The following is a 17,305-nucleotide window of genomic DNA, read 5'->3' as shown; positions in this document are numbered from 1 at the left end:
TTCTACGGTTGGTTTACTCTACAAGGGGCGCTATGTGTATGAGAGATCGTAACGTTTCCAGATCGTCCTTGGGGAGATTGTCCTTCGGGAACTCATGGTATCCTGATCCTTTCTATCTTTTGTTGGTTAGCTGTGCCTGGTTAAACCGAATAGTGCCTATACACGAAAAACTACGCTGGCAGAACAATCTTCCGATCGCTGTTATCCCCCAGATTTCTTTGATCCCTTCTCTAAAGGGAGAAATCTTGGTGATACACGCGAGCACTGCGTTTCTCCAGATTTTTTCTGCCTTCTCCGTTTAACGTGTATTGCATTCTCCAGTCTAAACACCAAAGCTAACTTGCTTGTTCTTCTATTATATAACACCGACGGGAGTGGGTCTAAACAACCGACCCAGCAAAAACACGCATAAAGCAGGCTCTGTCCTTGATTAACCGTCAAACAACCACACCAGTACTAGGTTCTCTTACTAATCGTGCAACCTGCTCCTTCATTCTATGACCGATGGCCTCAAATATAACTGTCCAGTCACCCATCTGTGACAATTTGGGGCTTTTTTTTATTTTTTCAAGAAAAGTAAAGCAATCATCTACCCGTCATACATACACTGTAGCAAATGTATTTTTAATTATTTGGCAACAGGTGCAGACGTTTTCCAGACTTACTCTGCTTTTTATGGTATAATATAACAATTGAATCCCACTACCGTTTAAGCGAGGCGGATTGATGAAAACGTTAAAGCCAAGAGTGTTTATTGGCTGCTCGCTGGAAGCGAAGCCGATTGCAGCAGCAGTACACGAAAACTTGCGTTTCTCGGCCGAGGTTACCCCTTGGTACTCTGGGGTTTTTAATCCAAGCAGTTATACCATGGATGATTTGGAAGCAGAAGTACGTACAACCGACTTTGCCATTTTTATTTTCCATCCAGATGATATATCCAAAATCCGTGGAAAGTACTACGCCTCGGTTCGTGATAATACAATGCTGGAAATGGGTTTGTTTATGGGACGTCTGGGACGAAAACGTATTTTTTTCATTCTTCCTGAGGATATTACAGATATCAAGGACGCTGCGAAAGTCGAAGGATTACGTATGCCTACAGATCTACTGGGGTTAAATCCATTGGTATATGAAATTCGATCAGACGGAAAATGGGCACCCGCCGTCTCGGTCGCTTGTTCCAAAATTGCGGACAGCATTGAAGAACAGGGACGCTGGAGCGATCCTGAGATGGAGCGAATGATTGAGAAACACAAACAAACCGAAGGAGAGGCTCGGGTGCAGTTGCTCAAGCTGCTGCGATTCTTTAGGGAATTGCTGCGCACCCGCAGAGCAGATGACAAAATGCTGGAGCGAATGAGCGACGCACTGCGAACTGCCTTTGTATCTCAATCTCCATTCGCTGTTAGAGGTACAGCCATCTACCGTACAGATGACCGTGGTTATATCGAGCAATTATGTGGTAATGTTGGGGAACCGGGAAGAAGATATGACCTATCTGCTAATGATGACAAACCACCTGATGATCCAAAACGAATACTCGTCATTGATTCTTACCGCGAAAATAAAATCAAAATCAATCTATACGACGATTACCTTGAGAAAGAATATCTGCTATGCTATCCTGTAGCCAAGAGGTATGTCATTACGGTGCATATCATTGGCCATATTGAAGCGGATGAGGCGGTATTCCAGCAGATTGACCTTCAGAACCGTCAACTGTTCAACGCCATCAACGATTTGTTAGGAGGCGACCCGGAATGAGACCGGAAATGAAAAAAATAAGCAAGCGCTGGGGCAGCGAGAAAAAGGTACGCCTCAGTTCTGCGCCAGAATCATCACGACCGGTTCCGGAACCTAAGGAAGAGGAACGTTTTCACAAACCGGCCGTGCCACTCATTACAATTGGTCCTTCTCTGAAGGGTAAAGAACGACCTTATAAGGTCATTTTGGAAAAAGAAGCTCTTTACGAGAAACCACAATATCTTGCTTAAACCTTCGCTTGTAGCATTGTATTCAAGTCCGAACATATCATCTGACTGCCGCTGAATCGGCAGTATTACAGAGGCTCTGCCGCCCAAGGCAGGGCTTTTTTTATTGCTTACAACCTACGACTTCAGGAGCTTAACGAAATCTCACCGTATCTGGATTCCTCATCGAATCATCCTTGTTTCATTTCGAAGTGTTCGTTTGTTTCTAATGTTCCTATGGTTATTTCTATATCGCTATATCATTTCAAATAGTACTGCTTTCACCTGTTAATCTACTCCATTAATTTAAAAAACCTGTTAAACATCAGCAGCCCCAAGTTGCTCATGCCCTTATGTTTCCTTCTGTACGCCAAAATTATACCTTATTTTGGAGTGAGCCTGTCCGTTTCTCTTATCTCCCAATTAGCATCTAATGGACTCGTGCACATTCAGTCAGATCTCCACAGCTATCCATCATGTCTGCCTGCTTCCAATAATTCTCTGTTGTAATACGTATCTATATTGCATATATTGATTATAATATAAGAACATACGTTCTGTAAATGAAAAATTCCAATTATAGGATAAGGAAGTGAACTTATGTCATCCTCTCCTTCCGCCCCATCCCCTGCGGATGAGGATCACCGTCTAATTAAAGGTCTCGTTGTTCGCACATTGCTTCTTGATGTACTTGAACGAGATATTCACACACTAGATACGTTACTGCTGAAGATGCCCGAGGTATACATCCTCTCGTTAACAAACATTCAGAATAATGTACTTCAGGAGATGCTACAGCTTCGTCAACAGATGAGAACACGCGGAGTGAAAGTGCTAGAGGAAAAAAGGCAAGCTGAGGGGATCGAAACTGTGTATCTATGTAGAGGATACTGGCAACGGTTCTATATGTTATGGACATTTGCACGCAATGAAGTGAAAAAGGAGCTCAGCCGCCATCTGCAAACGGATCTCACACAATCTTGATGTATACATACAAGAGGGTAGATTTTCTCGACATTTTAATAACAGGGGATCTGCCCACCTGTCCTTCTTTTCCCTTTACACGTACCGTTTCATACGCTTCTCCCCTTTCTTGAGGCTTCAGCTCGACTTAACTCGTTTAGCCGAATAGGTTGACCTCTCAAGGTCGCTTTCATTAAGATGGAAATAGAACATATCCAACCATTCCAATAAGACATGAATTCAAATCGTTTGTGGGCAAAACAACAAACCCATCAACTTATTGGCGGACAGACTTAACTAGTGGAATGACATTTATTTCTCGATATCCCAACGTCTTATCAAGCAAGGAGTTGTACTTATGGATTCAAACTCTATACAACCATCAAAAAAATATACAGGCATTGCCGCCGATGTCACCGAGCTCATCGGTAACACCCCTGCTGTCAAGCTGAGCCGGCTCACGGGCAGCGATTCTGCCGAGGTATACGTTAAACTGGAGTATTTCAACCCTAGTGGCAGTGTTAAGGATCGTGCGGCCTACAACCTGATTTACCAGGCTGAACAAGCCAGACTGTTGCTTCCTGGAGCCACTATTATTGAGCCAACCAGCGGTAATACGGGAATTGGCCTGGCTATGAACGCGGCAGCCAAAGGCTACAAAGCCATTCTGGTCATGCCTGATAATATGTCAAAGGAACGGGTTAACATTCTTAAGGCATATGGCGCAGAAGTCGTGCTTACTCCATCTGCCGAGCGGATGCCTGGTGCTATTCGCAAAGCGAAAGAGATTCATGCCAGCTTGCCCGGAAGCTTCATTCCACAACAATTCGAGAATCAGGCGAACCCGGATATTCATCGCATCACCACCGCTCCTGAGATTATAGAGCAAATGGACGGACAGTTGGATGCATTCATCGCAACAGCTGGCACCGGCGGTACAATTACAGGCACTGGAGAAGAATTACGTACACAATTGCCTGGTATCCGCATCTATGCAGTGGAGCCCAAAGGTTCACCCGTGCTGTCCGGCGGCGAGCCTGGACCGCACAAGCTTGTCGGTACAAGTCCGGGATTCATTCCGGACATTCTCAATACCGACATATGGGATGCCATCATCCAAGTGTCCGATGAGGACGCACTGGATACGATGCGGCAGCTTGCTGCCCGTGAAGGGCTACTGCTTGGCCCTTCATCTGGCGCTTCGGTGTGGGCTGCCCTTCGCATCGCGAAGGAATTGGGGCCAGGGCACCGGGTGCTCTGCATTGCGCCGGATACCGGGGAACGGTATCTTAGCATGGGTATTTTTTAACAAGCAATCATCTGTACAAATAACAAAAAAACGCGAATTGACGTACTTTCACAGAAAAAAGACAGACTGTGTTAGAATGCACCCCTAAGAATGGTCATTGAGAAAACCTCTGATTTTAACAGGGTTTAATCAATGAACGTCTAGAGGGTGTACTTTTTTTATGGCGATAATGAATTTTCAGAGTGGACGCAGATTGGTGGAAGACGCAGAATGACATATAATTCTGAAAGATTACCAATTCTATTTTCTTCAAAAAGGGTTAGTTCTCCGTCATGGCAATGTGCATGATACATGTACAAAAGGAGCCCCATGTTGTTGTACTTTCGCTACACATTCTAAAGCTGATCCTCTATTAATCTTGATCATGTACCGTTGGTTCTAATGAACCTGACACACGTTATTGGCTACAATTTGTGGAGATTGACTTTGTAACGAATCACAGTGACGTTATTTTATGAAATGGGTCGATTTACCGGATTAAAAGTTATTTTGATGCGAGATAGCGTGAATGAGGTTCGTTAAATTTCACCTCTCTGCGATATGACCTCAATAAGGTGAGCTGGATTCGTTAGACTTGAAGCCAGAGCTGAAGGAACGAGGACGCTAAGCAAGGTACTTCTTGGTCTTATCCTGAAAGATTAGAAGAAACATTGAAGCTTCCAGAAACAAATAAAAGCGTTCATTATCATATGAACAGCGCCCTCACTCCTCCTTTCAGGAATAGTTCTCCTTCTATGTAATGGATTAAAAAATCGAGGCTAAAAATAAATAAAGTCCTTGCTCTCATACGGATCGCGAACCCGCAGAGAACAAGAACTGAAACTGTTAAGAAACTTATCTGTAATTGTAACAACCTAATCACAATTCCGTTTCACTCAACCACATTCGAGCAGCCGTTATTTAATGGGTCAAGGTTGTCCATTCCACACCTTCAGGAAGCAGAGCTGCAATGCGGTCTTTGGCTTCCTTTTTGGTATGCAGAGATTCATCAAGGATCGCCGCCGAACCAGAGTCACTGCTCGTCCGAATCAAGCGTCCGAGACCTTGCTTCACACGAAGCAACATATACGGAAGATCAATCTCTTCATAAGGGGAAGACGATGCATTTCGTTTGGCATTGAACACAGGATCCTGCGGTGGATATGGAAGCGACCAGATCATCACGTTGGACAATGACGGCCCAGGCACATCCAAGCCTTCCCAGAGGTTAACTGAACAGAGTACACTTTCCTCATCCTGCTGGAATGCTGCGATTAGATCACTAATCTCTCGATCCCCTTCATACATGAACCGCAATCCTTGTGCCTCCGGAACATGAACGATATCCTGCTTAAACGTCCGCAGCTCTTCCATCGTACGGAATAGAATGAGTGCACGTCCCCCACTCGCTTGGAGCAAGGACACTGCGTCACGCAAACGATTTTCGTTTTCGGGGTGACCTGATGTTGCTTCATCCGTAATCTTCATCTGCATTTTATCCGCATAATCATATGGAGAAGCCACCGAGAATGACACAAAATCATCGATACCCAGACTGTCCGCCACATAACGGAATGAATTGTCCACGGATAATGTTGCTGAAGAGAACACAATCGGAATACCCGTATTAAACACACGCTCATTCAGAATTTCCTTCACGGTACGTGGCATAATGGACAATGTCGTCTCATCCTCGTTCTCTTCCGCCCAGCAGATGTACCCATCTTCCTTACGGAATAGAGATAACGCCGTCTGAATCATATCCAGATGTTCTTCCACGACACGCATCTGATAACCATCCAGCGAGAACAACCCGCTCTCAAATACCAGTTCCTCGCCAATCGCATCCAGCACATTGGTCAGTCGTTCAATCTCACGCAGCAATGGCGGTTCTATCCGAACTTCCTTCCGTTCCGACCCGGGAATCGCCACCGTATACGTATCCAGCAGTCTGAACAATCGCTCACTGCTCTCAATCGCCTCATCCACTCGCTCCGCAAGGGATTCACGAATCTCACCTTCAAGCAAGCGAGTAACCAACTCTTCAAAGATACGATGTTTCAATTTGTAGCTCAGTGCGTTCAGAGCCGCTTCTTCGAGCAAGTGCCCTTCATCAAATACAACCGAGCTATGATCCGGAAGCAGTGGCAATTGTCCTTCACGCTTGCGCGCTTCATAGGTCCACACATGCTCCATGTAATAATCATGGGAACAGATAATGATGTCTTTGGAACGACGGTAATGATCGCGTGATAGCGTCAGGCCGCAACGTTGTCTTTTCGGACATACAAAACAATCCTGGAACGGATCCCAGTTGATTTTGTTCCACTGACGATCGTTCAGATGTGGGTATTGCTTCCGATCCCCATACGGATGGAATGCTTGAAGTGTTCCGGGAGAATTCACAAAGTCCGGTAGACTCTCGTGCACTTCTTCGATCACCTGCGCATCTTCATCCGCGAATCGTACTGCACTTAATTTGTTCAAACATACATATTGATCAGGGGATTTACCTAGACGTGCATCCACTTGCAGATCCAAATGCTCTGCCAGCTTCGCAATATCTCCACCTGGTTTTACGAGTTGTTCAATCAAGGACTCATCGGCACAAGCAATCACCGCTGGTTTCCCCGTATAACGTGCATAACAGACCGCATAGAGCAGATAAACTAACGTCTTCCCTGTTCCAACACCGGCCTCTGCCATAATTGTCTTTTTATCTCCATAAGCCCGTTCGAGTTGGTATGCCATAAAAATCTGTTCATCCCGCACCTCGAAACCGGACTCAGGCAAAATATCATAGAAAACATCGGCAACCCATTCTCCCAGACGGGATACAAAAGGTTCTGCCGGATCATACGCAAAAGGATAACGTTGTGTAGACAATCCTAGGTCAGCCTCCATTCTTATATAGGTGGTGCATTTTTATCTAAAAACCGTCCATAGGGCAAAAGTTAATTATCTCACACCATAAAGTGAGTGACAAGCTTTTTTTGGTAGATATCATGCATAGAACGAGCTAAGAGGGAAAATATATAGAGGAATCCATCTTAAGGAAAGGCGGTGCTCCATGAATAACCATTCTTCACCATCCGAGCATTCCCCAGACAAGGCCTCGGACACATTAACAGATCGACAGGGTCACCCCATCACAGATAATCAGAATGTACGCACGGTTGGCAGCAGAGGACCAACGACGCTGGAGAACTATCACTTTCTTGAAAAGATTACACACTTCGACCGGGAACGCATCCCGGAACGGGTCGTACATGCCCGCGGTGCTGGGGCTCATGGTGTATTCGAAGCGTATGGAACGGCAGGAAATGAACCGGTATCGAAGTACACACGGGCACGCCTATTTCAGGAAAAAGGCAAAGAAACCCCTGTGTTCGTTCGCTTCTCAACCGTCATCCACGGCGGGCATTCTCCCGAGACGCTGCGTGATCCGCGCGGCTTTGCTGTCAAATTTTATACGGAAGATGGCAACTGGGATCTCGTCGGTAACAATCTCAAAATTTTCTTCATTCGGGATCCACTCAAATTCCCAGACATGGTTCATGCTTTTAAACCCGATCCACTGACCAATGCACAAGATATGGAGCGTTTTTTCGATTTTGTGTCACTTAGTCCTGAGGCTACGCATATGGTGACATTCCTCTTCTCCCCCTGGGGCATTCCGGCTAATTACCGGCAAATGCAAGGATCAGGTGTCAATACATACAAGTGGGTGAATGAAGAAGGCACGGGCGTGCTCATCAAATACCACTGGGAACCGCTCAAACAAGGCATACGCAACCTGCTGCAAAAAGACGCCAGCGAGATTCAAGGTCAGAATTTCAACCACGCAACATTGGATCTGTACCATGCCATCGAACAAGGAGACTATCCCGAATGGGAATTGAACGTACAAGTGATGGAGGATGGAGAGCATCCAGAGCTGGACTTCGATCCGCTCGACCCTACCAAGCTATGGCCGCAGGATCAATTTCCTTTTTTACCTGTAGGCAAAATGACGCTCAATCGCAATCCCGAGGATTATTTCAATGAAGTAGAACAAGCCGCATTCGGCACAGGTGTTCTGGTGGATGGACTTGATTTCTCGGATGACAAGCTGCTGCAAGGTCGTACCTTCTCCTATTCGGATACGCAACGTCACCGGGTAGGTGCAAATTATCTACAGTTGCCTGTGAATGCACCAAAAAATCGGGTTGCGACCAATCAAAGTGGCGGGCAGATGCAATATAAGGTGGATCGTGCACCAGGTCAGAATCCGCATGTAAATTACGAGCCTTCCTCGCTTGGTGGATTGAAGGAAGCTACTCCGCGTGGTAAGGATCATGAGCCATTAGTGGAAGGTAGACTGGTTCACGAGAAGATTGAGCGTACCAATGACTTCGGACAGGCAGGCGATACGTACCGAGCATTCGAGGATTGGGAGCGGGATGAGTTGATCAGCAACATGGTGGGTGCGTTGGCAAAATGCAAACCGGATATCCGGGAGCGTATGATCTCTCACTTTACCCAAGCGGATCGCGATTACGGGCGACGTGTGGCCGAAGGGCTGGCATCTGTAACAACAGACGATAGTGCAACAGTACAACCCAAGCATGAACCGAGTGTGGAGGAAGCGAAGCAACGCAGTCGGGAGACGGACGGATATTAAGATTTTTTTTACTTTTGGATGATGTCCTTTTGGGATGAATTACTTTTGGGTGAGCTGCTATGAAATGAAATGCTATGCTTCATTGTCTTGAAACTTTGGAATGAAGTCATGAGTTAGCTCATGTGGTAAATTTGCATAGCTGTGCTCGGTTGTATAAGTAATTACATGAGCTATAGCCATTCGTATGCACAGGTATGTATCTGTGTTGTGCGGCATGGCTACACGAAGACATGCTAAGTTATATTTTGAAAGTATGCCCGATGGTATGGTTGTCTTCTGCAGCCTCTATCGGGTCTTCTTTTATTCTCCAATGCTTATCCTCGATTGGTCACTCAGTACAATTGGATAGGGAGAATTGATTATGTGCTTACGTTGAATGGATTGTTATCTTGAGTTGCACTTCGCGGAGGTTGAATGGAGTGGATCATGAGTAAGTGTTGTGCCGTAAGGACGAAGAAACAGGGTTATTTTATGTTCATTTCGGACGATTCACCGTTAAAATAAGACGATTAGCCAACAAGCGGATTACATGCAGCCTTTGAAACTTGAGCATTGGGACGCAACCACGCCTGACCTGCCTGCATTTAACCCCATGTGATCAAATGATTATTGATGAGAACGCTTACAACATTTACCATGAACCTGTGTCACACGGATGCCATTCACTTATTGGACCATTATTCTCACCCTTTTATAGTTGTATGGCATAACGCACAATTCACAACTCATCTATTTATCCAATTAACCAAGGAGGTCGTTGTAATGAAATTATTTCCTTCCACATCTACCCATGCATGTGCTCGATCGGAACGTTACTTGAAATCGAAAATGGCTCACATCTGTCTAAGTGCCACATTTCCTCTATTGTTGCTAGGTGGCGGATCAGTTGGTGCCGCGGAAGTGCTAGAGAATAGCTCATCTATCTCCTCTGAATCGGCTGTAGCTAGTTCCAATATCACACTTGCTGCTGGGGATCTATATGTGTCACCTAACGGCTCAGCGAGCAATCCGGGAACGATCAACAGTCCGACTTCACTGGCTAACGCATTAACCCAGATCGCTCCAGGCAAAACGATCTATCTGCGCGGAGGCACGTACAGCTTCTCGGAAACTATTACTATCGAGCGTGGTAACAACGGTACATCCTCCCAACGTAAGAATTTAGTGGCATATGGTTCAGAGAAACCGGTTTTTGATTTCTCCGCACAATCGTTTGCCTCAACGAATCGAGGGTTGCAAATGTTCGGCGACTATTGGTTCGTAAAAGGGCTGGAGGTTAAAGGTGCGGGAGATAACGGCATTTTCATCGGGGGCAGCTTTAATCGTTTAGAACAAATTGAGGCTCACCATAACAGGGATACAGGTATCCAGATTGGTCGTTATGCTTCCACTGCAGCCAAAAGTGAATGGCCTTCTTACAACGAAGTCATCCGTTCCTATTCCCATAACAACTACGATCCCGATGATGGCGAAGATGCCGATGGTTTTGCCGCAAAATTAACAGTTGGTCCGGGTAACGTATTCGACGGCTGTATCGCCGCCTATAACGTAGACGATGGTTGGGATCTGTATAGCAAATCGGATACTGGCGCCATCGGTGTGGTCACGATCCGTAATAGTATCGCTTTCGCGAATGGAGCAACCGCTGATGGCACTTCAACCTCAAACAGCGACGGTAACGGCTTCAAACTGGGCGGTGAGAAGATCTCCGTGAACCACATTGTCGAGAATAGCATTGCCTTCAATAACAAGAAGCATGGCTTCACATATAACAGCAATCCTGGTTCAATCCAGATGAAAAATAACACGTCATGGAACAATGGACAGAGCAACTTCGCCTTCGATAAAGGCACGCACATTTTCACCAATAATCTGTCCTTCCAAGGCGGCGCAAGCGACAAAACAAGCGGAACCGACGTCAGCAGCACCAATGTCTGGTGGAAAAACAAAAAGAGCGTTAACGACAAAGGTCTTCTCGCCAGCTCAGCCGACTTTGTCTCCCTCGTACCTTCGGTGACGCGTAGTGCGGATGGCACACCTATCTTGGGTGATTTCCTGAAGCTTGCGAATGGCAGTGATCTGATTGGTTCGGGTACGCCATCTGGAACGAATGTTGGGGCGCGGTAAGTTTAATTTGGATTGAGTTTGAATTGCAAATCCCCTTCGTCAAACCAGTTTGTAGCATGGTTATGACCAAGGGGATTTTTGTTATGTATGTTATAGAGATTTTACAACACTCCACAGACTCTATCTAATCTCTAACTCATGCACCTCGATACATTTTTTATTGATCCAGTCTATTGCTAAATCTGCTTCATCTTTTAGTATTACCCCTCGCTTGCACTTATACTGAAAATTCTCTTTTGCCCATAAGAGTATGATTTTTGTGAATTCTATAGTCTCAAGTTTACATGTACCGTCCTCTTCATCTTCTTCAGCAAAGATGTCATCAATGGTTGTGAAAATTTTTTCAGATCTAATTATGTTCACATTCCCCCCACCCTCGTATAAAGTTGACTTTCCTGCTATTAACTCAAGTAATTTTTCGATTTCATCCTTCACAGTAGCAAAATCGCTAAAAATATCCGAACCCAGTGAATCACTAATCAAGTAGCCATTCTTTAAAGATGTATCCATACTGAAATCCAAAATAACTTCATTAAAATCTTCATTATATTCCGTTATGTATTGATATTTTATCATGTCGATGTCTCCATTCTTCTTAATTAAAACCGGTATGCTGATGTGATTTTTCCATTTTATATAACAAATTCAATAGTCATTCCGTTATTAATAGCTAAGGATTAGCATATAAGAACTTTATATTTTCCCTATATTTGTACACATTAAAATACTTCCCATCTATACAGCAAGCTCTTTCATCCATTGCCATTCTAACGCCCATTGCTCTCTATTCCTTAATAGATCACATACTCTGGCTTATTAAGTGCATCTTGTTTTTGCTTTGTTCAAAGTCGATACTGCTTAAGCAGTACCATTAAAACCAAAACAGAAAGTCATTCAGGTCTCTCTTTTGATGCAACAAGCGAAGAAAAGACACAAAAAAACAGGTCAATTAAGGTATTGTCTGACCATAATCAACCTGCTTGATATATCGGTAGAGCGTTATTTCCGCTATAAAATTAATCAATATCTCCATTATCAAGTGCATCTAAAGTTTCATCGCTTATATCAAGTGGCTCCCTTTCAACTCGATTTGCAAGCGAAAGAAGATCAGTAGCACCAGCTACATTTAAATAGCCTGACCTTATAAAGAAATGCCCCCCTCTTCCATATAGCTTTATTGCTGGCTCAAACAAATTTTTATTATCAATAGCAATTTGATTACCTTCATCAATGAGTGCGTTTAACTCTAAATAATTTTTTGCAATATCTCTAACATAACTATTGTCAATCTCCTTTAGTGTTTGTAAATCATCAACACTCGCTTGTGACTGAGTTATCGAATTTGAAATGATAATAAAAGGATACCTACAAGGACCAGGATAATATTGGAGGAATATTGATGATCTTCTTAAGTATTCTTTACTCAAATGAACATGTGATCTTGCTTGTTTGTTTCCAATACAACTCCAATCTATTGCAGAGATACGCTTAACTGCCTGATTCAAATTTCCCATGAAGTATTCCGCTCCATCATTAAGATTTTCATGGATCAAATATTATTTGGAAAAATAATTACAATGTTATATATAATCTTTCATTTCAATCCCCTTGAGGGTTTAATTTGGACAATGTATTACATCAATTTGACCCGTTCTAGATTCTCTAAAAGTCTTCTGTCAATATATGACTCTGTTATGACTGAGAAGTCGTCAGAATTGTTGTGAAGCCCGTGGGACAGTATAAATTTTTCACCATTATCCATAACCAGCTCGACACCAACTTCATTCTGTAATTCAGCAAGCAATGCATTCTGTGGGTCTCGCTTGATAATGTTTATCATCTTTATATTCTGCCCTACTATTTTATTCCAGTAAGAATTGCTGTATTGATTATCCAAAGCACTAATTGTAAGATCAGTATCATTTTCGGTAGGCTCTTCAGTTACATATCCTGTATCATCTCTTTCAACCCATATAACAACAGAATTCTGTGCTGGGTCACTCGCTGCTCCTACTACTAACCCTGATTGAAAATATAATAATACTGGCCCCGCAGTTAATGAGAAGACGTCTTCATGTGCTATCTCACATTGCTCCATTGCTTCACTACTTTCCCACCAGCTAAATCGTGTCAACTTGCTGAGTGTCTGATTCTTTAAAACTTCAAACAATTTAACTTTATCAGATGGGATAGAACTTTTTTTATCGTCTGTATTCATCAAGAGTTCCCTCATTTTCAATCTAATTTTTTCGCAGCCTCAATAAGTAGATCTATCATTATTATATTTGTTTTTTAGCAATTAGATCATTAATACTTTGTTTGTTTAATAAAGGCGACTCCCCGATTATTCTTATTTTACCATTCTGTAACCTTACTATGTCCTTGGACCTTGAGCAAATCTGTCAAATAAAAGTCCTCGGTTGTTCTCAACATCTACTGAACGCGCATTAACGGTTGGAAAGCCTAGTTCATCTAATAACCATCCATTTTGCATAATTCTCTGAAACAGGTTACCCGAAAATGGATCAATGCCGAGCTCAAACGCCTTAATCGAAGTGCAGACTCCGTATATGTCAGGGTTGGAGAATCGCTCACGAATCTCCTATTCAGAAGAACTGTCGCACTTGGCTTGACAATCCGTCGGAAGTAAATAACCGTTCCCTTGTGAAATAATAGGAAACGGTCATACAAGTCTTTTTTATGATATTTTTATATCCACTACTATATTTGAAACAAATCATTTAAAACTGGGAGCTTGAATTTCAAGATCGTTCTTTCGACGGGTTCATTAGTCACACTACGAAACTTCCTTCAAAACCTCATCTATTCTTCTCAATAACTCCCGCTCTTCTTTTTCGGTTAATTCATACTGGGAATTATCAACATATCTATCTTCGAGTTCACTAATAATATATGGCGGTATTGTTTCATCAATTCTAATTAAATTTTCTGCAATTGTGGTGTACACAATCTTCTTTGCACACGCTTTGTACCTAAATTCTCTTTCGAAATTTTTTAAAATGTTTTCAATTATATTATTCTCATTTTCTTTCTCCGAAAAGTAACGATTGACTGTATCTACAATCTCATCGTAGAACCATCTTGCTTTCGGACAAAGATCTACAGTCATTTTTTCAAGTTCTTGCAAGACTTTGTTTCTCCTCAAATAAAGTTCTTCATACTCTTTTTCATTTAATTGACCTTTTTGAATAAAGTCCTTTAGTTTCTGGAAATCTATTAGTTCAAGGTCTTTAATGTAATTTTCTTTTGTATTCTTATATATCCGCGGCTGTTTTACTTTGAATTCCGCAGAAATAACCATTAAAACAGCCTTCTCCATATCATCTGAATTTTTCTCACTATAGTGCTCTTCAAATGCCCGAGCTACTGCTTCATTTGGACTCTGGTACTCTAACTTATACTCCTCATACTCTTCAACAAACGATTCTATTAATTCACTATAATTCCAAGACATATTTTTCCTCCTTATTATGATGACTTTTTAGGTATCTTAACATCGTTATTATGAATTACTTCTACTTTTATACCCGGATAATCTTTTGTGAAATTATATATAAGATCATTACAACTAATACAAGTATCATTTTCAGTAAACAGTTTTATTCTTCCCTTTATATTTGTACTAGGTGGACCAAGCTTATTAGCTAAGTCATTAATCATTTTATATTCTGTATCTCTATCCCTTGGAATCATGTCCCCTTGTTTATTTGGTGCATCTATTGCCGGATATCTGATCGTTTCCGGTTTGAATGAAAAACCATCATAGTTCATATTTGGTTGATGAGCCGGTGGTGAACCATTCACTTGACTATGTGCATAAAATTCTGTTTTTATATTCGGAATACTGACTTCCATATATCCAAAATTTGCCCCACTTTTATTTAATGCGCTATTTGAGAGTCTTTGTTTTAAATCGGAAACCCTATCAATAATATATCCCTCAGTACCCATGTCAATCAATCTGGTAGGGAATTTTTGATTAACATTTAATGTACCTTTACCATTCCCGCCATTAGCCGACCCTGCTTTTTCTGAACTCTTTCTCTTCGCCTGTTCGGCCTCCTCAATATATCCTTTCATCTTCTTTACGGATGGATGGGAAGATGGCAAACGGAGAGGCCCTTGGCGGCCAGGTATGCTCCCACGAATCATTTGAAATCCCATAAAAATCTGTCCAGCCTTCAGACTTATAACCATCCATTTTGCATAATCCTCTGAAACAGGTCTACCCGAAAATGGATCAATACCGAGCTCAAATGCCTTAATCTGGAGTGCAAATATGTCCTCTCCAGGAGGTTCAACATTCACAGCTTGCATTTTATTAAAATCCAGATGTCCTTGATCCTTCTCATAAGCTTGCAGAGAGGCCTGATCCGCAACACCATTCTCATTGACAGGCAGCCACATCCACCTACCATAAAAATTAACATGAGCCATCCGGTAGCCTTTATCACCTGAGCCAGTACCACTTGAATTAGTCATCATAGCCGCTGCGCCAACAGCTCCAGCTGCACCACCCAGACTCACACTCTGAGCATCTGCATCCTCGAAACGTGTGGCGATATCCTTTAACTCCTTAGAGGTATTCACCATACTCTCTAGCGCCTTATCCAGTATAGAACCTGATCGCTCAAATTCATAGAAAAACCGCTCTTGTGTTGCCCCCATCCACATCAGCCGGACAAACATGATCTGCCTTGTTAGTTCACCACGTATCTGTTCTAACTGTTGTCTCGCCTGCTCCACCTGAGTCGATACGTGATGTAGCTGTTCAGGGGTGATTTTAATTGTACTCATACGATTCTCAACTCATTCAAAATAGGATTATACCATGTTAGCAGAAGTTTTATCTTGTTTCATCCAGCATAACTCCTAAATTTATCCACCAAAAACTTATACTGAAGTCCTAGTACGAATCCCACCTCACCCTATTTAATTTAAATTTGAATTGTACGAGTCTGAAATACCGAGGTTCAGAACTAGTTCATTATATCCAGTTGCTATTACCACTCGGTAGTATGTTCTTATCTAAAGTTTATTCGCTATTCTCACTCAAGAAATCATTGCGGAACCTATGTCGCTCGTTGTCCCTCTTAACACTGAAGAGTTAAAATGATTGATTCTAAACCTTATGTAGCATAGCTTTGTAATGTTATGGCATTACAGCGCAAAATCCACTTGCTTTTAGCAAGTGGATTTTATTCTTTTGTATCATATTCAATTGTTGGGAAAGCAACGCGTACGTTTCAAACCACAAATTAAGGAGCTACATTCCCCGTGTTGCTATTCTGTTCGACTTTTGGAGCAGGTAATTGAATCATTGGCGTATTAGATCCACTTACATATGGCAGTGCTCCATCCCATTTCTTGATGGTTTCATATTCAACGAGTTGACTCGATAATGATTGTTGAAGCTCTTTATTTGCTTTGGCTTGACCTTCCGCCTCGATCAATAATTTATCTGCATTACCTTGTGCCTCTACGCGCTTACGCTCTGCTTCTTTCTTGGCAATCTCAAGCTCAGTAGTCTTACGTTCGAGTTCTTGAGAAGCCTCGACACGCTTATCAATTGCTTCCTGAGTTTTAGCATCAGGTTGAGGAACACCTACAGTAACGTTAGATACAATAAAGCCTAATTCTTTCACATCATCAGAAAAACGTTGTTGGACGTCTACGCCTGCCTCGGATGACTTTTCACCATACACATCAATGACGGTAAACTTGGAAATACCTTTACGGGCTGCGTCACGGAAACGTGTTTTGAGATATGTATCCTCAATTTCTTGAATGCTAATAGGTCCAAATGTGTTGAAGATCGAAGATACTTTACTTGGTTCTACCTGGTAGTTGTAAGCAAAATCAATTGTGATGTTTTTCCCGTCTGAAGTAGCAATCTGGATATCTCTGTATTCAACCGTTTGAATTCGAATTGGATATTTCGTCACTTTATCAAACGCTCCAACGAGTTTCCATCCTTGACTCAGTGTACTATCTTTTACCCCTCCGTTTGGTGAATACACGACCCCAACATAACCATTCGGAATTCGTGTGACAAAGAAAGTCACCAGTAACACCCCAACAATAATAACTAATGCAACCGCAATGGCTCCTGCTCTAAACGTCTTTGAATTTTTCATCTGCATTCTCCTCTTGTTTGAATTTATCGTACTTTTTCAGAATTCTACTACCTATTTTATTGAATAGCGGGATCATTAATGCCCATAGAATAAATGCTAGGATTATTATTAAAATGATTCCCCCAATAAATGGCAT

At 42.5% G+C, this 17,305-nt stretch carries 14 protein-coding genes; 6 read left to right on the top strand and 8 right to left on the bottom strand.

Features of this window, described 5'->3' with window-relative positions:
* The first annotated feature begins 726 nt into the window (after window positions 1-726).
* The 4 genes from J2T19_RS01725 (at window position 727) to cysK (ending at window position 4,242) form a co-directional block, all read left to right on the top strand.
* The gene (locus tag J2T19_RS01725; RefSeq protein WP_307212452.1) at window positions 727-1,764 is read left to right on the top strand and encodes a nucleotide-binding protein; all 1,038 of its coding nucleotides are present in this window, start codon (window positions 727-729) and stop codon (window positions 1,762-1,764) included.
* Window positions 1,761-1,994 carry a hypothetical protein gene (locus tag J2T19_RS01720; RefSeq protein WP_056696440.1) on the top strand — a complete coding sequence of 78 codons (234 nt, stop codon included), beginning with the start codon at window positions 1,761-1,763 and terminating at the stop codon, window positions 1,992-1,994. Before J2T19_RS01725 ends, J2T19_RS01720 begins: the two co-directional genes overlap by 4 nt.
* A 576-nt stretch (window positions 1,995-2,570) precedes the next feature.
* Window positions 2,571-2,954: a YhjD family protein gene (locus J2T19_RS01715; protein WP_145045377.1), complete on the top strand. Its 384-nt coding sequence runs from the start codon at window positions 2,571-2,573 to the stop codon at window positions 2,952-2,954.
* A 337-nt stretch (window positions 2,955-3,291) separates the two neighbouring features.
* The gene (gene cysK / locus J2T19_RS01710; protein ID WP_307212446.1) at window positions 3,292-4,242 is read left to right on the top strand and encodes a cysteine synthase A; all 951 of its coding nucleotides are present in this window, start codon (window positions 3,292-3,294) and stop codon (window positions 4,240-4,242) included.
* A gap of 900 nt (window positions 4,243-5,142) precedes the next feature.
* On the opposite strand, the gene J2T19_RS01705 is transcribed toward cysK, so the two are convergent.
* Window positions 5,143-7,125 (bottom strand): ATP-dependent DNA helicase, encoded by a 1,983-nt coding sequence (locus tag J2T19_RS01705; RefSeq protein ID WP_307212444.1) that lies wholly within the window; start codon window positions 7,123-7,125, stop codon window positions 5,143-5,145.
* Window positions 7,126-7,291: 166 nt separating this feature from the next.
* Between J2T19_RS01705 and J2T19_RS01700 the strand changes: the two genes are divergently transcribed.
* Both J2T19_RS01700 and J2T19_RS01695 read left to right on the top strand, forming a co-directional pair.
* Window positions 7,292-8,884, top strand: a complete 1,593-nt coding sequence (locus J2T19_RS01700; protein ID WP_307212441.1) for a catalase — start codon at window positions 7,292-7,294, stop codon at window positions 8,882-8,884.
* Window positions 8,885-9,646: 762 nt separating this feature from the next.
* Window positions 9,647-11,011: a right-handed parallel beta-helix repeat-containing protein gene (locus tag J2T19_RS01695; RefSeq protein WP_307212439.1), complete on the top strand. Its 1,365-nt coding sequence runs from the start codon at window positions 9,647-9,649 to the stop codon at window positions 11,009-11,011.
* 120 nt (window positions 11,012-11,131) lie between these two features.
* Here the strand turns inward: J2T19_RS01695 and J2T19_RS01690 are convergent, their stop codons facing one another.
* The 7 genes from J2T19_RS01690 to J2T19_RS01660 all read right to left on the bottom strand — a co-directional run bounded on the left by J2T19_RS01690 (window position 11,132) and on the right by J2T19_RS01660 (window position 17,305).
* Entirely contained in the window at window positions 11,132-11,587 is a 456-nt protein-coding gene (locus tag J2T19_RS01690; protein WP_307212436.1) for a hypothetical protein, read from the bottom strand.
* A 440-nt stretch (window positions 11,588-12,027) separates the two neighbouring features.
* Window positions 12,028-12,525: a hypothetical protein gene (locus J2T19_RS01685; protein ID WP_307212433.1), complete on the bottom strand. Its 498-nt coding sequence runs from the start codon at window positions 12,523-12,525 to the stop codon at window positions 12,028-12,030.
* Between the two features lie 119 nt (window positions 12,526-12,644).
* Window positions 12,645-13,229, bottom strand: coding sequence for a hypothetical protein (locus J2T19_RS01680; RefSeq protein WP_307212429.1), 585 nt, complete (start codon window positions 13,227-13,229; stop codon window positions 12,645-12,647).
* Between the two features lie 579 nt (window positions 13,230-13,808).
* Window positions 13,809-14,486, bottom strand: coding sequence for an Imm3 family immunity protein (locus J2T19_RS01675; protein WP_307212426.1), 678 nt, complete (start codon window positions 14,484-14,486; stop codon window positions 13,809-13,811).
* 14 nt (window positions 14,487-14,500) lie between these two features.
* The gene (locus J2T19_RS01670) at window positions 14,501-15,829 is read right to left on the bottom strand and encodes a WXG100 family type VII secretion target (protein WP_307212423.1); all 1,329 of its coding nucleotides are present in this window, start codon (window positions 15,827-15,829) and stop codon (window positions 14,501-14,503) included.
* Window positions 15,830-16,290: 461 nt separating this feature from the next.
* On the bottom strand, window positions 16,291-17,169 hold the full coding sequence (locus J2T19_RS01665; protein ID WP_239287369.1) for a prohibitin family protein: 879 nt from the start codon (window positions 17,167-17,169) through the stop codon (window positions 16,291-16,293).
* Window positions 17,147-17,305 carry a DUF8570 family protein gene (locus tag J2T19_RS01660; protein WP_239287371.1) on the bottom strand — a complete coding sequence of 53 codons (159 nt, stop codon included), beginning with the start codon at window positions 17,303-17,305 and terminating at the stop codon, window positions 17,147-17,149. The genes J2T19_RS01665 and J2T19_RS01660 overlap by 23 nt, the downstream gene beginning before the upstream one ends.

The sequence above is a fragment of the Paenibacillus tundrae genome (assembly GCF_030812775.1).
Classification (GTDB): Bacteria; Bacillota; Bacilli; order Paenibacillales; family Paenibacillaceae; genus Paenibacillus; species Paenibacillus tundrae_A.
The sequence above is the reverse complement of the archived record's forward strand: the minus strand, read 5'-3'. Positions and strand labels throughout refer to the sequence as shown.